Raw genomic sequence first — 16313 nt, 5'->3', positions numbered from 1 at the left:
ACAGCACAGCCACGATCCAAAGTTAAATGAATCGTGATTGTTTTTTGGGGAATCCGGCCAGGTCCGTCGAAATCCGTCAAAGCCCCGTCTGACAAGGGTTTGCGGGGAGGTTTTGGTCCGCCAAGTTCCGCGGAAATCCTCCACGAGCCGCAACTTTTTAGTGTTTTTTTAGTGTTCGCGATGTGGGGTAGGCTCTGCTTAGAGATGCACGAGCCGACCTGGTTGCGATATCAAAGGAGGGCGATCATGGGTGCTCTGACGGTTAGGCAAATCGACGCCGCAAAGGCGATCGGGAAACTGTATTTCCTCTCTGATGGGCGCGGGCTGTTCCTGCGCATCGGCCCGGATGGCTCGAAAACCTGGCTTGTTCGCGTCAGCATCAATGGCAAGCAACGGAACAAGCCGCTCGGCAAGGCGTGGGGGCGCACGATGACTGAAGGGCAGTTGTCGCTGGAGGATGCACGCGCAGCCGCGGCGACGATTCGTTCACAAGCGCGCGACGGTGTGGACTATCTCGATGCGAAGAAGCGTGAACGCCAGGCCAAGGTTGAAAAGGCGGCGACAGCGGAACTCACGTTCGGCGATTTGTTCGATGCGTGGTTCGCGACCGTCAACAAGAAGCGCGGCAAGAAAGGACGCAAGGATGGCGGTAGGATGCTTCGAGGTGCGATGGAAAAACATGTGCTGCCGGCCCTCCGTACACACAGGATTACAGGCGTGTTTGCCTCGAACGTTCTGCCGCTGCTTACCGCGATTTCCGACGCGGGATACAACCGGCGCGCAGTCGAGGTGTTGGGGGCCGTCCAGCAAATGATTCGATGGGGCGAGCGCAACCAGCCGTGGAAACGCTTGCTGATCGATTGTGATGTGCTCGCGCTCGCAAAAGAGGATGTCGTTGCAGGTGATTACGACCCGGTACGTGACAACGAACGCCATCGCACGCTGTCGGACGACGAAATTTGCGCGCTGGGTGAACTTATGCCGGCTGCACGGCTTCCGCGTTCCATTGAGTCAGCGGTATGGGTGATGCTTGCTTGCGGAACGCGTGTTGGTGAAACACTTGTGACTCGATGGGCTGATCTTGATTTCAAGGCGCGGACGTGGACGATTCCAAAGGAACGCACGAAGTCGAGCACGGCGATTACGATTCATCTCTCCGATTTCGTCCTTGCACAGTTTGCCGCACAGCAGATTGTGCGCGCTGGATTGCCTGAGGACGACGTGCGTCGCGAATACGTATTTCCGTCGCAACAGGGTAAGATTCCGCACGTCACTATCCATACAACGTGCAAGGCAATCCGTGACCGGCAACGCGGGAAGGGTGCATCGACCGAAGGTCGCACGACAGCAACGGATACGCTTATTGTCTCGGGTGGTCAATGGAAATGCCATGACCTGCGTCGTACCTGCGGAACGATGATGCAGTCGCTTGGTATTGCTGAGAGCATCGTGCATCGATGTCTGAACCACGCGCGTAACGATCCGCTTGATCGAATCTATCTGCAGTTCAACTACGACGAGCAGATGCGCGACGCATGGCGGCTATGGGGCGACCGCCTGGCCGGATTGCTCGGCGAGGATACGGGAAACGTGCGCTTCCTGTTCAAGTCGTGATCCGTCGCAGCAAACGATCAGGTACTGTTATGTTGCCGGTGACTGTCCTACCATCCAACGGTTGCACACCGGACATCGACAAGTGCATAACCGGAATGCGTTTGTACGGTAAATCGCTTACTGATATCGCAGTGTGCCTGACGGGCGGGTGACTCGGCAAGACAGGTATGAGTCGCATCCACCTCATCTTCACGGATTCGTAAGGAAGCGGTAACTTGGGTCGCTCAATGCAGTAGAGCGGATATCCGATATATCGAACGAGGCCGACTCATGAACAAGCAGGAACTCATTGATGCTGTCGCAGCCGATACCGGTCTTAGCAAAACTGCCGCCGGCGAGGCAATTCAGGCCGTAATGGATGTGATTGCGCGTGCCGTCAGCGAAGGGGACAGCGTGCAACTCGTAGGCTTTGGCTCGTTCTCGCAAGGGCAGCGTGCCGCTCGGACCGGTAGAAATCCGACGACGGGCGCAGAGATAGTAATCGCAGCTGCGAAGACGGTGAAGTTTAGTGCCGGCAAGGCGTTCAAAGATGCAGTGAACGCACCTTGAGTTGTAGCCGCGTCGGCGAGCCAGACGGGTAGAGCGAATTGCACGGAAGAAAGTGCAGGCGTCTGCACAATCGACCGGTCGCTCGGCTATTAGTTGGATGCTTTGGCCTCGTGCATGGGCCAATCAACTCGGAGCGGTGACAGGTCTGCTGGAGCGTATAACACCTTGTCGGCGTCGCGGCACTCAATCGCGAGAGCTGAAGGGGAACATAGTAAGGGCTATGTTACCCTTCATTTCAGGACATATTGAACATCTACGCGAGGCGATATTCTGAGCGCCCGTGTGTACTTCGCCCGCCATGCGAGAATCGATGGGTTAGCCGTTGCGTGCCGCGACGGCCATCTTGCGTGGAGAGCCAGCCCTCATGCGGCCGAACGACTACTACAACCTGATCGTGTCCGGAGAGGACGGCCACTGGGACCGGGGCGAGGGCACGACGCCGAAGGGCCGCTTCCACTACCGATCGGTCGAGATGATCGCGGCGCGATTCCCAATGAACGATGCAGTTGAAATGAGCCTCAAGCAGTTCCCAGCGGTGTTCGCCTGCGAAGGGAAGGGGGACTCACAGATTCCTGCCATCGTTGGTCGTATCTCGAAGGTCGAGCATCGGAGTGATGCCTACTACATGCACTTCGAACGGGATCCCAACGTGCCGCCGATTCCGCAGGGGACGTTGCTTGAGCTTGCCGACGCACTGGATATCAGTACACGCGGCTTCGGTGACCTCGGCTGCACCCATTGGTCCGTCAAGCAGGTCGATCTGTACAGTGTGCTGGAGCGTCACAACTTGATCGTGAGGACGCCGGATGCGGCCGGACCGCGGGTCGGCAGCGGACAGCATTCACCTAGTCCGCGGAGCGCCTATCTCGATCGACTCAACGCTGAGGTGCAGCGGGAGAATCAGCCCGCAGCCGCCCGAGTGTTCATCGTCCATGGTCACGATGAAGCTGCGAAGTTTGCGGTGCAGGCGCTGCTTGGGCAGCTTGGCCTGGTCGGTGTGATTCTAGATGAACAAACAGGGCGAGGTGCCACGATCATCGAGAAGTTTGAGCGAGAGGCAGACACGGCCTCGTACGCCGTGGTGCTGCTCACCCCAGATGACAAGGGCGGAGTGGCGGCGGCTACTGTCGATCAGCTCAAGCCGCGTGCGCGCCAGAACGTGATCCTCGAACTCGGCTATTTCGCGGCAAAGCTCGGGCGCGGGCACGTCTGTGCATTGCGTCGAGGGAACGTTGAAATCCCGTCTGATTTCAATGGCGTGCAGTATCTCGACTTCGACGCGGGGGGCGCCTGGAAAGTCGTCCTCGCCAAGGAGATGCGGGCAGCAGGCTTGCCGATTGACCTGAATCGCCTCTGACGGGATGCGATAAGCCGTATGTATGACCGCTAACTTGCACCAGTAGTTGAATCAGCAGAACCCGGCTTCGGCCGGGTTATTTTTTCGGCGCCGACGCGGGTTGCTTCCATTATAGATTGCTATTTTGACATCGTATTAGATATCAAATATGATGCAATCTCTTTTGCAACCTCCTCCGGAGAAAACCCATGATGACTCTGCGCCTCCCCGACGAGGTTGAAGCGGAGCTCGAGATTTACTGCAAGCGGAATGGAACGACCAAGAATGCGGCAGTGACCGAGGCAACCAAGCGCCTTCTGGCTACGCCGGACATCGCCAAGTTGGAGTTGGCGGAGCCGCTGAACGAGCCGGAGGGTGCCGAAGCACGATACGAACGCCGTCGCGCCCGGCTCGAGCGGCAGTACGAAATTGAGGTTGTGATCGCCGGTTGGATCGCCGAAAAGGTAGTCTGGACCAAGAAGCATGATCCGTCCGGCTCGGTCCGACCCGGTGTCCACGGCCGCAATACCGTGGTCGGTTTCTGCGACACCATGTGGCGCGAGGACGGCACGATCGAAGAGGGGGTCTTCGTGATCGCGGAGCACCACGCGGGGCGCCCGTCCGGGATCCAAGCCTACCATCGGTACATCATGCCTTACGAGACTTGGTGCGAATACATGCGCATCGTGCCGAGGGCATGAGGCCTCGCGGCGGCAGCGCAACCCAGCTTAGGCTTTTTTTCGTCTAGAGGCCGGCGACTTGATTCAGGCCAGCGATGACGGCGATAGGAAGCCGCTAGATGAGCAGGCCAACATTTGAACCAGAAAAGGGGAAACACGTGTCTCAGTCCAACATCGCCCTGCGCAGTGTCCTGGAAATTGAAGCGCTAACTGATCTATCCGTCCAGAAGGACGACAACAAGGTTGTGCGGGTTTTTACCCGCGGCAAGAAATACAAGGTCTTGCAATCGCTGGATGACCTTCACGTGATCGACGATACGGGAACGGATAATCTCGTCGGTGGCGAGTACTTGCATACAAATTTCATTCTTCATCAAATTGTTGGCCGGTAACTCGGAAAACGTCGGCGTGGCTGGCGCAGGAGGAAAGACCTGATGGATGCCCGTCAAGAACAAATACGCGCGGCGGTGGCTCGGGCGCATTTGCGCCGCTTGTGGAGAGGAGCGGGAGCATCCCGGTAACACTCGCCGCAACGCGTTTCGCTAGCAAGATTACGAGCATTCGGCTGAGGCAGTCTTGGTCGAACTGTGGGCCGCCGAAATGGGTGAGCCAGGGCGTAGCGCGGTATCACACCTGGCGAATGTCATCGCGCGATCGGGCGATGGCGGCCCTGAACTGGCGTGGAGGCACGAACGTGCGGCCGGCGACGCGCTGCGTGCCTACCCGGTCGAGAGCATAGCTGTGATCCGCGCGGTTCAGATACGCACGGAAGAGACCTAAACAACCGCGGTCACGATGCCCACTGGAGGTGACGGCCGCAAACGGCGGGGCACGTGGAGCGGGTCATGATCCACGACAGAAGTGTGGGCAAGCGCCGACCTCGCCGGCACTGGAAAACGCCGGCGTTGCCGGAACAGCTCAATCTTTCAAGGAAACAAAGCATGCCAACGTCTTTCAGCCTGACCTACGAACAGATCACCGCCTGCGCCGAACGACAGATGGCCCTCTACTCGGAGACGGCAGCGGTGCTCACGGCGGCCGTGCCGCAGGCCGCTGGCGTCGACATCGCGATTGCCAAGACCGAGCGGGCAACCGTGTACTTGGTGTGGGAGCAGCTGGTCCTTGAGATGGGAGCCGCTACCCATCCTGCCTATGAGGCCGACAAGGTGCGATTTCTTGCCCTGTTCCGATAGCCAAGCTGGCGAGTAGACACAACGGAAAAATTCGCTGGCCTGACCGGCACTGGAAAACGGGAAAAGCGACCAATGGATCACGCAGCGGCTGAGGGGGCAACGGCCTGGGCTACGATCGCGACGGCGATCGCCAGTTGGTTATTGGCCGGCGTTACCATGTGGATGGTCCGAGTTCAGATTGGTGAAGCCAAGCGCGCCACGGGGCTTCAGCTTTTCTCGCAAATTGTGCGCGATTTTCAGGAGCCCGGCATGCGCAGTCTACGGCGTGCCTTTGCTACTGAGCTCTTAGCGGCGCGCTTGCACGAACCGACGCGCAACCCGCTGACCGATGAATCTGTATTAGAGTTCTTCGAGAATCTTGCGTACCTGACGCGGGATCGAGTGCTGGATAGAAGAATCGTCTGGAACTACTTTTCGATTGCCGTTGAAGGATACTGGCATGCATGCAGAGATTTCGTCTTCGCGCTTCGAACAGCCGAGCTCGACGAGGATCTCTACAGTGACCTCGAATGGCTCGCCACAGAGATGGCGTCCATCACTTTGGAGCACGCTCGGAGACAGGCCCTCCAGTCTCACACGCCGGAGCGGGTGAACGAATACCTGCGCTCCGAACAGGCGTTAACAACATAGGGCGTGAAAGCGAGTTGCTAGAAATGAGCGCGGAGCTTACGGAAGGAATTGACCAGAACATCGCAGCGGACGTACGCGCGGTGCTTGTGTCGATCTACGAGGAAATCATGTGGCTCGCCTCACGCCCGAATGTCACGGCCGGTCGGGCTTGAGCGTGGTATACGCACATTATGGCGGAGAGCGTGAAGCGCCGCATTCGGCAATTCACGGGATTGGTGTCCATCGCGGCCATTGCGGGAGACGGCACGGGCTTGCGTCTCGAACACTACAAACGCATTCAGACGACGCTAACAGAATTGGTCTCCCGTCATCTTAGAGAACGACTCGACGATGCTGGCGATTTTGTTCGCACGCTTGTTGAGTTCGAGTCCGTCCATATCGTCACGGTCGAGGAGAATTATGCGGCGATGAGGGCGAAAGAGGATTACGAAAAAGCAGGCATTGTTCTCCTCTCTTGGGATCAGATTCCTGCTGAGCGCCGCGCAGTGTTGTGGGCCTCGATGCTGCGCGGAAAAGTGGCGAATGCCAATCGCTTTCGCGAAGCCTTTCTTTGACCACGGAAAACAGCGGTGCGATTTTTGCGTCCGCGAAACGGGAGGTAGTAGATGGGCCAAGCAAAGCAGCGCGGTACGAAAGAGCAACGGATTGCGCAAGCACAAGCGAAGATTGAAGCGCTGCGGCCAGAGAAACTGGTGTGTGGCGCGTGCGAGACGGCATTCAACGATTTCAATGCACTGGACACGCGGAACATGGCGGGTATTCATGTAGCCTTCGGGGGAATCTGTCCGTCGTGTGGGGAAACTGTTCTCGCGTTCAGCGGCGATCAAGGTGCCGTTGCAGCCGCGATGATCGCGTGGCAGGACGCAACGGGGAGTGACGGCAAGCTCGGGATGCAGTCGCGCGTCGGTGAGCATATCCCCTTCAAAGACTAGGAAAGCTCAAATGGAAACTAACCAACTGTCATTCATCAGCGAACCCGGGGTCATTCTGGATCGAATCCTCACGGTTTTTGCTCACCAAGGCCGTGATGTGGCTATGGACGCGTTGGCAAAGGCGGTGCGCCAAGACGTTCAAGAGAACGGTCGCGGCAGCGGCTATACACCCCGGACGCTCCTTTGGTATGTGGTAGGTGCACGCGTGAGCGGTGATCCGTCGTTCTACGTCCAACCCGCGTTTGTAAAAGCGCTTGCGCTCAGCGAGCACGAGGCCGCGATCTTTCGAGTCCACATTTCGGGTATCGAACTGTTTCGGTCTCAAGTCGGTGAATTTTGAATCGGAAAGCCGTATGGAAGCCACTCAGGACATGGACGCCCTAGCTCGTGAATTGTTCAACGAGGCGCTGGGCACCTGTGACCCGCGGACGTTCGGCGAGGCGCGGCCACAAGACGCGATCGTCCTTGCGACCCGGGGTACGCGAACGATCTACATCGAGGAAAGCTGGGGCCCGGCGATTCCCTATCACGCCATTCAGCATGAAGACGGTACCCGAAATCACGGCTAGGGTAACAAGGGCAAGCGGCTATGCGATACGAGGTGCTTAGCGGTGGGCCAGCTAAGACCGCTATCGAAACTGTGAAAGTGCTCCACGAGAGTTCAATGAAGCTCTAAAGGCAGCGGCCACCGTCGCCGGTGGCGTTAGAGTCGTTCACGGACGGGCTCCGGGTTTCTTGGGCAGGTTGGCGTATGAAGCCTTCCAAGCATTGCGGCACCAGAGCTAAAATTAACCAATCGGCACAGAAAATATCTATGGCGCGGCTATGAGCACGCCGTCCACCATCCATCTCGAAGGAGTGACGGGCGCATGGGGGGGCTCGCCGCAGAGGCGCGCCCTCAGCACCTTGTGACGACGCCCAATCTGCTGGCCTTGAAAGTGGGCAATCGCGGACTGTGTGTCCGGGATCGATATCTTGATTCGCTCGAGCACGGCCTGATTCAGCCAATAATTAAGCTAAACCGGGACGCCGATCCGTGGACGGCTACTGCGCGCTCCCCGAATCATATACGGCGTTGAGTCGCAGCACGGCTGCTGCAGAGTGTGACCTCGACCAATCTGGATAACGTCATCCTGGCCGTTTCAACGCCCTCGAGGAAGCAACAATGTTTGACGCACTATGAGCGCTAGTCGGTAGTGGTATTGCCCGGCGAATCTCATCGAAGCGATGTCCCTTAGAGGCCTAGATGCTTGCGCACCGCGCGCAAGCATCCTGAGAGTTCAGATTGCACGGGGGACCCTGAGGTATCGCGCCGCGGCCTTCGAAAGAGTCCCCGATTGATTTGACTACTGGTAAAATGGTGAAGTCAGGATGGTTTGAGGCGAGTCAGGTGGTCGCCGTCGGGGATCAATATGAACGTAGGACGAGCGATTCGCTGGTTTCGCCAGCATAGAGGCATCTCTCAGGGCGATGTGGCCCGCCGTGCCGCATGTTCCGTCTCTTACTTGTCGCTTCTAGAGAACAACAAGCGCGACCCTACGCTTTCTACGGTCGCGAAAATTGCAGACGCCTTGCATGTGCCCGTCGGGACATTGTTTCTGGTGGCTGCCGAGCCTTCTGACCTGGGGCGCATCGACGAACGTCTGGTTGATGAATTGCGGCGCGCGGTGGTGTCATCGGCGCCCGCTGATGAGAATGAGGTTGCGCATGGCTGATTCGTGGCTTGCAACGATTCGTAGGGAGGTAGCCCATCATGGCCAGCGCTGATCAACTCAGAGCGCTCGTTAAGTCACATATCAACCGTGACGATGGTCAGTTCTACTCTGTGGCGATGCAGGTGGCAGCGCATGAGGCCAAGGTCGGCCACGGCAAGTTGGCTGAAGACCTGCGTGACATGATCGACGTCGCGAGGTCCCGCGGGCTCAACGCAGAGCCAGGCAAGCTCGTGCCGCTTGCCAAACCACGCGGCGAACTTGCCAACCTGCTGCATGTGACCTATCCCAAGAGTCGGCTGATCGACATGGTCCTAGATGCAGGCGTCGTCGAACAGATCCAGCGTATCCTGAAGGAGCAGCGCTTGAACGCGCGCATACGCGAGCACGGGCTATCGCCGAGACGCAAGCTGCTGCTCGTAGGACCTCCCGGCACGGGAAAGACGATGACCGCCTCGGTGCTGGCCGGCGAACTAGGCGTGCCGCTCTTTCTGGTGCGCCTCGATGCGCTGATCACCAAATTCATGGGCGAAACTGCGGCAAAGCTACGCCAGGTGTTCGACGCCATCGGCGAAGTGCGCGGAGTGTACTTTTTCGACGAGTTCGATGCCATTGGATCTCAGCGTGGGCTGGCCCACGATGTGGGAGAAATACGGCGCGTGCTCAACAGCTTCCTGCAGATGATCGAGCACGACCAGTCGCATAGCCTGATCGTCGCCGCGACCAACCATCCCGAGATCCTCGACTACGCGCTCTTTCGACGATTTGATGATGTCCTGGAGTACCACCTACCCAGCGCTCAGCAAGCGGGAGAGCTGATCCGCAGTCGACTCGCGCGATTTGCGCCGAAGCCGCTCGCATTGAAACCCCTGGCGGCCAAAGCGGAAGGTCTTAGCTATGCAGAGATCCGGCGTGCGGTGGACGAAGCCATCAAGGAAACTGTGATGCACGAAGGCGAACAGGTTTCAGCGCAGATGCTTGTTCGGGCATTGGAGGAGCGACGCCGCCTGAGTGCACGACTCGAAAATAACAACAAACCATCTAGAGATGCCACCAGAGGCCGATAAGCGTCCCCACCTCGTACTTCCCAACACGTCTGAGGCCGTTGCCTTTACAGCACACAGCCCGGGTGGCGGTTCGTCACCGCCACTACCAGTGAGGGATCGACAGACACATGGCCAGGTGCTTCAGGCACAGCTGCAAGCTCTCAGACCATTGATGGCGCAGGCAACACAGGCCCAGCGAGAAAGCGGCATGGAAAGCGGCGTCGGCCTTCAGGTCGAATTCGAGGGCCAGCCCGACGTTGAACTGGCTTTCCAGAGCCTCGGAAACGAGACGAAGCGCATCGAGCTGCTCAGCGTCCGCAAGGCGGGCGACGTGACCTTTGCGAACGTGTTCGTTCCCGATGGCAAGCTGGAGCACTTCGAGACCTACGTCGCGGAGTACCTGGCTGACCGCAAGGGTGCATCTGGTCAATCGCTCGACCACAAGCCACTGTTGAACACCATCGCGTCTATCCGTCGGGCGGAGCTACGCGCACTGTGGACCGACGACCCGGCGCTCCTACCCGACGACGCTGGCACAGCGTTCTGGTGGGAAGTGTGGCTGCCGGTACGAGAAGATCGGCAGGTGGTTGTTGAAGATTTTCGGAAACTTGCGCAATCTGCGGGTTGCGCAGTCAACGAGCACCAGGCGAATTTTCCCGAGCGAACGGTCATCACGATGTTCGGATCTGAAGCGCAGTTGAGCCGGTCGGTGCTGCTACTCAACTGCGTTGCCGAACTTCGCAAGGCAAAGGACACGGCTGAGTTCTTCGATGGGATGGGGGTTGAAGAGCAAGGCCCGTGGATGGATGACATGCTGGAGCATGCCGTTTGGCCTGCTGCCGGCGCGCCGCATATCTGCCTCATCGACTCCGGGGCCAATCGTGGTCATCCGATGCTGGCGCCGCTGCTGGACGGGCCCGATCAGCACACTGTCAACCCCGCCTGGGGAGTCGATGACACCGCCAATCACGGGACGGGCCTAGCTGGTCTAGCTGCCTACGGCGAACTCACCGCGGCCGTTGGAGAGGCCGCGCCTGTCACCGTGACGCATCGGCTCGAGTCCGTGAAGCTCGTTTCTGAAGAGGGTGACAACGCGGGTGACGCCAGGCATCATGCCTTTCTGTTCGCCGAGGCGGTCAGTCGACCCGAGATTACCCAGCCCGACCGTGCGCGGGTTTTCGCGACGGCGGTTACCGCATCCGACTACCGTGATCGCGGTCGCCCCTCCTCGTGGTCGGCGATGCTCGACCGCCTTGCATCAGATGTCGACGGCGGCGGCGAAACCCCGCGACTGTTCGTTCTGGCAGCCGGCAACACCCGCAGTCACGACGCCTGGATGACGTATCCCGATAGCTTGGCGACGAATCTCGTGCACGACCCGGGGCAGACCTGGAATGCACTGACCGTCGGCGCCTGTACCCACAAGATCGACACTGAGATCGCGGGCCTGGCGGCGATTGCTGCAGAAGGCGGCCTCAGCCCCTACACCACGACATCGCGTACTTGGGACAGCGCGTGGCCCTTAAAACCCGACGTGGTTTTCGAAGGGGGCAATGTCGGCAAGGACGAGCTGGGTGCTTCTGGAGTTCCCGCCCTCAATCTGCTCACTACGCACAATGTACCGAATGAGCGTCTGTTCACGACCACCAATGCGACGAGTGCGGCATCGGCGCTCTGCGCGAGGATGGCAGCGCAGATCATGGCGGCGTACCCTCAATTCCGGCCGGAAACCGTACGGGCCCTGATCGTTCACGCCGCTGAGTGGACGCCAGCGATGCGACAAATGTTCCTGCCTGCAGCTGGACAACCCAGTAAGCAAGACTACGTGAACCTGATTCGCCATTGCGGCTGGGGGATGCCGGACCTCGAGCTCGCCCTGTGGAGCGCGGGCAACTCTTTGTCTTTGGTCATCGAGGATGCAGTCCACCCTTACACCAAGGAGAGGGGGCGCGGCGTGGTCAGCCGCGACATGAATCTGCATGCGCTGCCATGGCCGAAGGAGGAGCTTGAGGCCCTGCAGGACGTCCGGGTGGAGATGCGGGTGACGCTGTCTTACTTTGTGGAGCCCAATCCTTCTGCCCGCGGTGCAGCCTCGAAATTCCACTATCCGTCGCATCGCCTGCGGTTTGACCTCAAGCGGCCCCTTGAGGCATCAGTCGAGGATTTCGTCGCTCGGATCAACGCGGCCGCGCAGCAGGAAGGCGATGGCTCTGCGCCCAACCCTAGCGACACCGGGTGGCACTTAGGCGATCGACAGCGGCACCGAGGCTCGCTTCATCAGGATGTCTGGGAAGGCACCGCCGCGGAGTTGGCCAGCCGCGGTTTTCTCGCGGTCTATCCGGCCGCAGGCTGGTGGCGTACGCGCCCTGGTCTCGAGCGCTACGCCTTGCCGGCTCGCTATAGCCTCATCGTTTCGTTGCGGACGGAGCAGACGGACATAGACCTGTACAGCGTGATCGCGAACAAGATTGCGATCGAGGTCTGATAGTCGGCTCGAACGCCGCAAAGCGCTCACCTCCGTATGCGCAAATGACGCCGCAAGCAATCTGGACAAGGTCATCATTGCCGTTTCCAATTCAGTCAGAGATCAGAGCGTTCGGAAGCCCCGCTTGAGGATGCTTTGAACGGGGCGAGCGGCCCAATTACTCGCCCAACTGGAGGTGGCTACGACCGCGGCCGACGCCGCGCGGCGGGGATCTGCGTACTGTTCCGTCTGATTTCGACGCTAGCGGCAGGTTAGCGCTGAGGCCGACGGCCGCAGCCGGCGCCGATGCCCGGCAAGCGGAGCGCGTAGGCCACGGATCGTGGAGCCGGGCCGAAGGGGGCAGAGATGGAAGCCGGCCGGTCGAGATGCCCTAGGCGGCTCGATGCGCAGCACGAGAGCCCCATCCTTCCTCACCTCGTGAGGCAGAGGAGAGGGACCCCGGAACCAGCTGGGGTCCCCCTGCGTGGGAAGGCGTGCAATTCACCGGCCTGGATGTGCGTGCCACCCGTCGATCGATTACCGACGTCGCGAATGGCAGGGCGCACAGGTCGGTCGTGCATCGGTTGTTTCCGATGCAACCGATAGTGGTGCATGGGGCCAAGCGGGTCAGGCTTGCGCGGGCAGCTATTCCGTTACACTTTTGGAAAACGCCACCCGCTGTCTGATTGATTCGATACACGGGGTTCAGGGGGGCATTCTTTTCACACGCATACCGATATCCACCAAGGGGACCGACGGATGATTCCGCGTATACGGCTCGAAGAAGTCACCGAGGCTGACATCCAGCAGTTGATCGACCACGGCGTACGCGAGGGGCGTACGCTCGACTTCAAACGTGCGTGGGTGCTCACGCCGGACGGAAAGCTCACCCCTGAGGAAAAAAGCAGGCTTGCCGAGGACGTTTGCGCCTTTGCCAATGCATTTGGTGGCGACCTCATCATCGGCCTGGAGCCGTTCCAGAAGACGGAGGGCGATTCAGCCGTCGCCAAGGCGATCGTCCCTGTGCAAGTGTCGAATCTCGATGCCATTTTGCTCGATATCGTCGGTAGCCTGCGGGATACACTCGAGCCGAAACTCGCGACACTACATGCGCGGCCGGTGCCCGTCGCCGCAGGGGGCCATGTGATCGTGATGCGAGTGGGGCCTAGCCCGAGCGCGCCGCACCGCGTGACCCGGAAAGGGGGCGGACACTTCTTTCTGCGTAATTCGGTCGGTAAGGAGCCCATGGATATTCACGCGATTCGTACCGCTTTCGCCCATGCCGAGGGGTTGCCCAAGCGCGCGCTGGCTTTTCGGGAGGCACGCCTGGCCGCGTTGCGGGAGCAGCGTGGTCCCGTACCTGTTCGGTCCGGCCCGTTACTGGTCGTCCACCTCGTCCCCGTGCTGTCACTGACCCGCGCGGATGAGCATGCCATCCCGGAGTTAAAGGTCGCGGCCCAGCACCTGGCCCGCGCGCAGCCGGGCAACAATTTTCTCGGGGGGATCACGACCAACTTCGAAGGCGTGATCTGCACAAGTAATCGGGACCGCGAGGGGCAGTATTACGCCTTTGCCCAGGTGTTTCGGGGCGGGTGTATCGAACTGGTTGGCACGGTATTGAGTGTCGAGCAAGGGGAGCCTGCGAAACCGACGGTCTTTCCCCAGCAATATGAGCTCTCGCTGGTGCAGCACGATTTACCGGTCGCCCTGCAGGTGCTGGAGACACTGGGTATTCCGGCACCGGCTTACTTGTGCGTGAGTTTGTTGAACATCCATCAGCAACAGATCGGGGTCAAAACGGCATACGGAATGGGCTACCGGACCCTGCCGCCGCACCTACCGGACATCGTCGCGGCGCCGGTCTACCTTGAAACCTTTGAGGCCGCGCCAGCGAACATGGCGGGCCCAGCCCTTGATGCGGTGTGGAATGCAGTCGGTATCGATCAGAGCGAGACACCATTGCCCGGACGCACACGATAACGCCTGACCCGGACAATGGAGATTGATCCGGGTGCTCAAGAATGGAAGCGGCGGATAATAAAAATGACACAGCGCAGATTCATGTTCAAGCGACGCCTCGTGCGGTGGTTCGTTGACTGGACCGATAGCTGGAATCGGGAATTCCACGAAGCGATCGAGGTGAAGGTCCATGCCGAATTTCGTCGGCAATTCCACGATGGCGCGAAAGATACGGAAGCGATGATCGAGAAGATGCGCAATTTCTACTATGCGCGCATGACCAACACATCGACATTGCTGGTGGCGATCACGGCCGTGGTCATTGCGGTATTGGGTGTGACGGTGTCGTTGGTCGTGGCACTGTGAGGTGAGACCGATCGATGGACGAGCTGCCGATGTCATCTCTGCCGTTTCGAGCGGCACCTTGGGTCGGGCAATTGATCTATGCCCAGCGGACCAAGCTCGCCCATGCCTGGCGCATGGAAGCCGATGATCATTACGATGATCTCTACCGCCCCGTTATCGATGCGTTCGATGTGCTGTTGGCACACGTCGCGAATGAAGCCGATGACAATGCGTGGCAACGGGGCGTGGCGCATTTCTGGGCGCAGTGGACGGCAGCGATACTTGGCGATTGCGATCGATGTGATCTGTTCATCGAGATGGGGCACGCGTTGAGAATGGATCGATAAACAAGCAACTGACAGGGGCACCTATGGCTGCGACCATCTTCTTCTCGTGGCAACTCGATCGTGCGACCCGGACGGGGCGCAACTTGCTGGAGCGTGCACTCGAGGCGGCGCTCGGTCGCTTGGGGGGAGACACCGATCTGCAGGAAGCCGATCGCAACGAACTCGTGCTCGATCGTGATACCAAGAACACGCCTGGCTTTCCGCCTATTGCGCAGACCATCTTCCAGAAAATCGACGCTGCTGCGGTATTCGTGCCGGATTTTACTTTCGTGGGCGAGCGGGCTGACGGCCGACCGACACCGAATCCGAATGTCCTGATTGAGTATGGATGGGCGCTGAAGGCGCTGGGGCACGGCCGGATTGTGCCCGTGATGAACACCGCTTTTGGCGAGCCGTCGGATGCGACTTTGCCGTTCGATTTGCGCCATCAGCGGCATCCCATCACGTATCACTGCCCGGAAGATGCGGACGAGGCGACACGCAAAGCCGTTCGTGAAAAGCTGACGAAGGACCTGGAAAAGGCTATTCGCCTGGTGATCACGAGCGAGGACTACATCAGCGCGTTACCGCAACCACCTGTACCCGAGCCGTTTGAGCAGCTGCCGGAAGTGGCGCCTGGCCGGCTTCGGCCGCTGACGGATCCAGTGGGGATAAGTGCACATATTCTCGAACAGGACAAAGAGGTTCTGCTCGCGGACCGTTCGCTCATGTGGCTGCGCGTGATGCCCGAGCACGCTACCCATCGGTTGTGGACAACGGATGAGATTCGTGCCGCGCTCAGAGCGTCTCCCGATCCCGTGCGGCTGCTTTGGGACGGATATGGCGGACATGGTGAACTACGGCATGCCGATGGATTCGGGATATTTGCGCGTCGTCCGGGTGAAGAAGAAGCTTCAGGACTGGCGTTTGCGTTCAAGGCCGGGGAGGTTTGGACGGTCGACGCACTTTATCTTGACTGTGTCGCGCACAAAGGCGTGACCTCGATTCCCGATGCTGAGATGATGTATGCGCTTGCGCTGAAAACCCTCGGTACATTTGAAGCGCGCTTGGGTATCCCACCGCCATACCGATGGATCGCGGGCATGAGTGGTCTTCGTGGCCGCGGGATGGAGGTACCTCACGCACCCGGTCGCGCATCACTGCCGGGTCCGCGGGGAAGTTGTCTACAAGACGTCGTGATAGTCACGGGAACGTACGCGGCGCAGACGAGCCCGGTACTTGCGTTGAAACCATTTTGGGAGGCGATTTACGAGAGCTGTGGACTGTCGCGCCCCCAGTGGCTCGACAGTCGAACGCTCTGATGCGGGGGCCGGTCTCGCTTGTAAGCGCAATGGCCTGGACTGTGCGGCTAGCGACTTGAGCGGGGCGGCCTCTCTCGCGCGTCGAAATCCACGACTGTTAGGGGCGCACGCCGGTGGCGTTATTGCTCGATCGGATTCGCAGTGACGGACGGCGGCGTGCCTTGGCCTTGTGCATCATGCTTGGCTTGTAGTTCTTGTCCCGTGG

General features: G+C 59.5%; 18 protein-coding genes. All 18 read left to right on the top strand.

The features are described from left to right. The first annotated feature begins 246 nt into the window (after positions 1–246). Complete coding sequence (locus tag QZM67_RS13190; RefSeq protein ID WP_301803672.1) at positions 247–1614, top strand: site-specific integrase; 1368 nt, start codon at positions 247–249, stop codon at positions 1612–1614. Between the two features lie 270 nt (positions 1615–1884). Then, positions 1885–2163 carry an HU family DNA-binding protein gene (locus QZM67_RS13185; protein ID WP_059706252.1) on the top strand — a complete coding sequence of 93 codons (279 nt, stop codon included), beginning with the start codon at positions 1885–1887 and terminating at the stop codon, positions 2161–2163. Between the two features lie 364 nt (positions 2164–2527). Further along, entirely contained in the window at positions 2528–3520 is a 993-nt protein-coding gene (locus tag QZM67_RS13180) for a nucleotide-binding protein (protein WP_301803667.1), read from the top strand. 188 nt (positions 3521–3708) lie between these two features. Then, positions 3709–4200, top strand: coding sequence for a hypothetical protein (locus QZM67_RS13175; protein ID WP_301803666.1), 492 nt, complete (start codon positions 3709–3711; stop codon positions 4198–4200). Positions 4201–4337: 137 nt separating this feature from the next. Further along, the gene (locus QZM67_RS13170) at positions 4338–4571 is read left to right on the top strand and encodes a hypothetical protein (protein WP_301803663.1); all 234 of its coding nucleotides are present in this window, start codon (positions 4338–4340) and stop codon (positions 4569–4571) included. 453 nt (positions 4572–5024) lie between these two features. Beyond that, positions 5025–5372 (top strand): hypothetical protein, encoded by a 348-nt coding sequence (locus tag QZM67_RS13165; RefSeq protein ID WP_301803661.1) that lies wholly within the window; start codon positions 5025–5027, stop codon positions 5370–5372. A gap of 72 nt (positions 5373–5444) precedes the next feature. After that, positions 5445–6002, top strand: coding sequence for a hypothetical protein (locus QZM67_RS13160; RefSeq protein ID WP_301803658.1), 558 nt, complete (start codon positions 5445–5447; stop codon positions 6000–6002). 182 nt (positions 6003–6184) lie between these two features. Beyond that, entirely contained in the window at positions 6185–6556 is a 372-nt protein-coding gene (locus QZM67_RS13155) for a hypothetical protein (RefSeq protein WP_301803656.1), read from the top strand. Between the two features lie 51 nt (positions 6557–6607). After that, positions 6608–6934 (top strand): hypothetical protein, encoded by a 327-nt coding sequence (locus QZM67_RS13150; protein ID WP_301803653.1) that lies wholly within the window; start codon positions 6608–6610, stop codon positions 6932–6934. Between the two features lie 10 nt (positions 6935–6944). Further along, complete coding sequence (locus QZM67_RS13145) at positions 6945–7274, top strand: hypothetical protein (RefSeq protein ID WP_301803650.1); 330 nt, start codon at positions 6945–6947, stop codon at positions 7272–7274. A 13-nt stretch (positions 7275–7287) separates the two neighbouring features. Continuing rightward, positions 7288–7503, top strand: a complete 216-nt coding sequence (locus tag QZM67_RS13140; protein ID WP_301803647.1) for a hypothetical protein — start codon at positions 7288–7290, stop codon at positions 7501–7503. Between the two features lie 843 nt (positions 7504–8346). Beyond that, the gene (locus QZM67_RS13135) at positions 8347–8649 is read left to right on the top strand and encodes a helix-turn-helix domain-containing protein (protein ID WP_301803643.1); all 303 of its coding nucleotides are present in this window, start codon (positions 8347–8349) and stop codon (positions 8647–8649) included. A gap of 38 nt (positions 8650–8687) precedes the next feature. Next, a complete protein-coding gene (locus QZM67_RS13130) occupies positions 8688–9713 on the top strand; it encodes an AAA family ATPase (RefSeq protein ID WP_301803640.1) in 1026 nt (341 codons plus the stop codon). 187 nt (positions 9714–9900) lie between these two features. Next, positions 9901–12177 (top strand): S8 family peptidase, encoded by a 2277-nt coding sequence (locus tag QZM67_RS13125; RefSeq protein ID WP_301803637.1) that lies wholly within the window; start codon positions 9901–9903, stop codon positions 12175–12177. Positions 12178–12915: 738 nt separating this feature from the next. After that, positions 12916–14136 carry a helix-turn-helix domain-containing protein gene (locus QZM67_RS13120; RefSeq protein WP_301803634.1) on the top strand — a complete coding sequence of 407 codons (1221 nt, stop codon included), beginning with the start codon at positions 12916–12918 and terminating at the stop codon, positions 14134–14136. A 63-nt stretch (positions 14137–14199) separates the two neighbouring features. Beyond that, a complete protein-coding gene (locus QZM67_RS13115; protein WP_301803630.1) occupies positions 14200–14481 on the top strand; it encodes a hypothetical protein in 282 nt (93 codons plus the stop codon). Between the two features lie 14 nt (positions 14482–14495). After that, positions 14496–14807, top strand: coding sequence for a hypothetical protein (locus QZM67_RS13110; RefSeq protein ID WP_301803628.1), 312 nt, complete (start codon positions 14496–14498; stop codon positions 14805–14807). 23 nt (positions 14808–14830) lie between these two features. After that, complete coding sequence (locus QZM67_RS13105; protein WP_301803626.1) at positions 14831–16108, top strand: hypothetical protein; 1278 nt, start codon at positions 14831–14833, stop codon at positions 16106–16108. Positions 16109–16313: the final 205 nt, after the last annotated feature.

Source organism: Burkholderia sp. AU45251 (assembly GCF_030482905.1).
Classification (GTDB): Bacteria; Pseudomonadota; Gammaproteobacteria; order Burkholderiales; family Burkholderiaceae; genus Burkholderia; species Burkholderia aenigmatica.
The sequence above is the reverse complement of the archived record's forward strand: the minus strand, read 5'-3'. Positions and strand labels throughout refer to the sequence as shown.

What these genes read in the sequence shown, in the direction of transcription:
- QZM67_RS13180 (WP_301803667.1), top strand. Translation starts at nt 2,528, where the DNA reads ATGCGGCCGAACGACTACTACAACCTGATCGTGTCCGGAGAGGACGGC.
- QZM67_RS13165 (WP_301803661.1), top strand. Translation starts at nt 5,025, where the DNA reads ATGATCCACGACAGAAGTGTGGGCAAGCGCCGACCTCGCCGGCACTGG.
- QZM67_RS13130 (WP_301803640.1), top strand. Translation starts at nt 8,688, where the DNA reads ATGGCCAGCGCTGATCAACTCAGAGCGCTCGTTAAGTCACATATCAAC.
- QZM67_RS13150 (WP_301803653.1), top strand. Translation starts at nt 6,608, where the DNA reads ATGGGCCAAGCAAAGCAGCGCGGTACGAAAGAGCAACGGATTGCGCAA.
- QZM67_RS13110 (WP_301803628.1), top strand. Translation starts at nt 14,496, where the DNA reads ATGGACGAGCTGCCGATGTCATCTCTGCCGTTTCGAGCGGCACCTTGG.
- QZM67_RS13135 (WP_301803643.1), top strand. Translation starts at nt 8,347, where the DNA reads ATGAACGTAGGACGAGCGATTCGCTGGTTTCGCCAGCATAGAGGCATC.
- QZM67_RS13115 (WP_301803630.1), top strand. Translation starts at nt 14,200, where the DNA reads ATGACACAGCGCAGATTCATGTTCAAGCGACGCCTCGTGCGGTGGTTC.
- QZM67_RS13190 (WP_301803672.1), top strand. Translation starts at nt 247, where the DNA reads ATGGGTGCTCTGACGGTTAGGCAAATCGACGCCGCAAAGGCGATCGGG.
- QZM67_RS13145 (WP_301803650.1), top strand. Translation starts at nt 6,945, where the DNA reads ATGGAAACTAACCAACTGTCATTCATCAGCGAACCCGGGGTCATTCTG.
- QZM67_RS13185 (WP_059706252.1), top strand. Translation starts at nt 1,885, where the DNA reads ATGAACAAGCAGGAACTCATTGATGCTGTCGCAGCCGATACCGGTCTT.
- QZM67_RS13175 (WP_301803666.1), top strand. Translation starts at nt 3,709, where the DNA reads ATGATGACTCTGCGCCTCCCCGACGAGGTTGAAGCGGAGCTCGAGATT.
- QZM67_RS13125 (WP_301803637.1), top strand. Translation starts at nt 9,901, where the DNA reads ATGGAAAGCGGCGTCGGCCTTCAGGTCGAATTCGAGGGCCAGCCCGAC.
- QZM67_RS13120 (WP_301803634.1), top strand. Translation starts at nt 12,916, where the DNA reads ATGATTCCGCGTATACGGCTCGAAGAAGTCACCGAGGCTGACATCCAG.
- QZM67_RS13105 (WP_301803626.1), top strand. Translation starts at nt 14,831, where the DNA reads ATGGCTGCGACCATCTTCTTCTCGTGGCAACTCGATCGTGCGACCCGG.
- QZM67_RS13160 (WP_301803658.1), top strand. Translation starts at nt 5,445, where the DNA reads ATGGATCACGCAGCGGCTGAGGGGGCAACGGCCTGGGCTACGATCGCG.
- QZM67_RS13140 (WP_301803647.1), top strand. Translation starts at nt 7,288, where the DNA reads ATGGAAGCCACTCAGGACATGGACGCCCTAGCTCGTGAATTGTTCAAC.